Annotated in this window: 1 protein-coding gene; it reads right to left on the bottom strand. The window is 62.9% G+C overall.

Annotated elements, in window-relative coordinates:
* Positions 1-3,422 (bottom strand): hypothetical protein (locus ACY34I_RS40195; RefSeq protein WP_462760767.1); only part of this gene is annotated, 3,422 nt, incomplete at both ends.

Genomic DNA, 3,422 nt, shown 5'->3' on the forward strand with positions numbered 1-3,422 from the left:
GACCCATCCTCGGAACCCGACTCATCCCCGGCGCCCGGACGCTGCCCGGTCGGCTCAGGTGCCCACTCGGCTCGCAGGATGCGCATATTGCGCTTCTCCTGCCGGTCTCGGAGATCTTCGATGAACGCCTTGAACTCATTGATCGTCTTGCCCGTGTCGAAGATCTGGTAGGCGTGTCCGGTTCCCTCGACCAACGGCGCCTTGACCACGACGAAAACGCCGGTAACGAATTCCGATCCGACCCGCCGCGACCACTTCCCTACCCGGAAGGTGACATCCGTCCCAACGGTGACATTCACCTCCCCCCCACCGAACGTCATGTTCTCCGAACCAAACCTGAGGTTCAGGGGTCGGGGCAGGTAGGGTATCCGTTTGTTCGACTGCATTGTGTCATCGAACGTTACTGGGTCGGAAAGATCCCACTGATCATCCGGTTTCCACAGCGCCTTTTTCCCGCGCAGCTGCTCGATGTCGCCTGCGGTGGGGGCGGGCTCCAGTTTCAGGTACAGCGCCCGTCCGGTAGGGCTATTTTCGGCCGGTAGCTCCACGACTGCGGCGGGTCGACCAAAGATGTCATACCCGAGCTCGACACGAACCCTCTCGATGTCCGCAGGAAAGACAAACGACCTTCCGTCGACCACCACGGTCGGTGAAATGAAGACCGGACGGCCGGCGAACCCTACGTCCAACTGCCCAGAATTCGGCATGGGGTCCAGGGACGCCGTGATGTGGTAGGACTCGGCGAACGATGGGGGGTCGAATTCCCACGTCTGGCCGGGCACCTCCCGCAAGTCCGGCGCGACACCGCCGAAACCACCGGCCATCATGGTTTCGCTCGAACCCGGGACCGCCCCGCCCGCCCCTGCGGGCAACGACGACCCACCCCCGATGCGCGGACGCTTCGGGGCCCGCCGAGTTCCCGCCGGCCCGCCCACCTCCGACAGCGGGTCCAGCTGTTCGACCCGGCCGCCTACCGGATCATCCTGTTCGACCAGAGACTCGACCGGCGCGGGGTTCTCCGGCGGCGACCCCAGGTCGAACGGCGCTGGCAGATCCAACCCTGCCGGCAGGTCCGGGGAGTCGACCGGTGCAGTGATCCCCGGCGGCGCCGCCCCCAGGTCAAGCGCTGGCGTCAGATCCCTTGGACTGCGATACGACACCTGCCAACCGCCGCCCACCACCTCCTCGGCAGGCGGCTGCTCACCCGCTCCCCACTCCGAAGACGACCCACCCCGGGCGCCCGGCCCATCCTCGATGCGCGGACGCTGCGCGGCCCGCCCAGTTGCCGACTCGGCTCCCCTTTTGCGCTCGCCGAGCCTCATCTGCCGGTCTTCGAGCCTCATCTGCCGGTCTTCGAGCTGCTTTATGAAAGCATCGTAATCCGTCTTGCCCGTGCTGAAGAGCCGGAAGGCGTATTCGGGTTCGGACGCCGGCGCGTCCCGTCTTGGGACCAACGGCGCCTTGACCACGACGACAACCTCTTTGACGCTATCGACAAAGCCGTTGACGACATCTTTTCCGACCGGCCGGAGCCGCTCCCCTACTCCCAAGGTGATCGGCGTCCCAGGGGCGAGATTCACCTCCCGCCCATCTAACGTCTTTGCCGATTTTCTACCGATAGTAAGACGCAGAGGATTGGGCAATCGCCTTTGCGAGTCCATTTCGTCATCGAAATATCTCACCCGGGAAATGCTCCACCAATTCTCGCGTTCCCACAGCGACGCTTTGCGCAGCCACTCGATGTCGTCGATGGTGGGGGCAGGATTGAGCAGTTGCAGATACAGGTCCTGTCCGACCCCGCCCTTCTCTGCCGGCATTACCACGAACGCGACGGGTTGACCATCCGGGCCATACCCGAGTCGGAGAATAACCTCCTTCATGTTCTCAGGGATGACAAACGGACTTCCGTCGGCCACTTTGACGACTGGGATATGGGCTCTCTGGAGTTTTTCGCCTTCGGAACCCTTGCCGAAGCTGCGGCTCAATTGGCCCGTCTTGGGCGTTAAGCCCGCCGCGATGTGATAGAAGAGGCCGACCAGCGGCTCGTCGAGTTGCCACGCCTGGCCGGGCGCCTTGTCTCTCAGTTCGGCCAGCTCGCTGTCAGTAAATTTGCGGTCGATCTCTAGGTAGGCAAACTTTTTGGCGCCGTTGGCCATGTACGGGATTTTGACAATACCGACCCCCACCCCGTCGACCGACCCGAAGTCGATATCGACCATATCGCCCGAGAGGATCATGTGGTCAACACGAGTGAGTTCCACGACCTTGCCGCCCAACCGGGTGCGCAATCCTGAGTACGCGTCGCTGCCGGCGTGAACGTAGGCGGGGATACGGAGGGTGAACGGGTCATTGAGTTTCCATCGGTAGTCACCTTCCCAGTCGCCGCCGTTGCCGAGGGCGTTGAGGTACCGACGGTGTGCTGCAAGTTCTTCGGCTTGACGGCGAGGGGAGGTGGGGCGTTGGCCAATGGCCGCGAGCTCGCGGTCAAATACGTATTTCAGGAGGGACCGGTGGCGCTTGGTAAAATTCTCTTCCGCCGTGGCGATTTCGGTTTTCAGTAGACCGAGCGCCTCGTTGAAAAGTCTGTCCCGTCGCTGCTGTTCGGGGTCGGATATCGAATTCCGCTGGTAGCCACTGGCGATGCGGGCGGCGATGTCGGCATCGTTTGGGTCACGAGGTTTAAGGATGATGTAACCACCGTTCCACCACACGACCGAGTGTGGGATGGCACCGTCATCGGACGACGGGCCGATGACGTCGTACGGGTCGCCGAACGGATGGTGGATCCGCATCGGCTGGTCCAACCCCTTGGCTAGGAGATGGAGAGCTACAGGCGCGACTTCCAAATCCGCAGATCGGGCGTTTGCGATCTTGTCGAGCCAGATCCGGTGCAGGGCATCTCGTCGCTGCTCGGACATATTCTCCGGATCCGTATCCGTATCCGTATCCGGATACGGAAGAAGCTCCCTGAACCTCGACGATCCGCCCAGGGCGAGTTCCTCGGCCATTTGGCGGACCAACCATCCGCGCAATCCAGTCGCGGTGGTGATGCCTTTCTTCCCCAACTCTTCCCGGTAGGTGTTCAACACCGACTCGTTGAAGGCGTAGTTCGACCTGAGATCGACCTTCGCGGGATCGAATTCGAACACCTCGCGCGCCCACTCGCCAAACGCCGCCTCGGCAGCGGTTCCAGCGACCGTCAAGTATCGGACGGCCGCTTCCACTTCCTTTTCCCAGTCCGGCTTCTGCCCGCCCGACGGCGACCATCCCGGGTCGGCCGCCGGTGTCGACGCTGCCGGCAAGCCCAGGGACCCGCCCGCTCCGCCGGTCTGCGGCTGCAGCCAATCCGGGAGATCCTTTGGTGTCTTTAGATCGGCCTCTGCCAGCGAGTATTCGTCAGCGGCCCAATCCATCGCCGAAGG

It is taken from the genome of Micromonospora sp. RTBAU3-60, assembly GCF_054963695.1.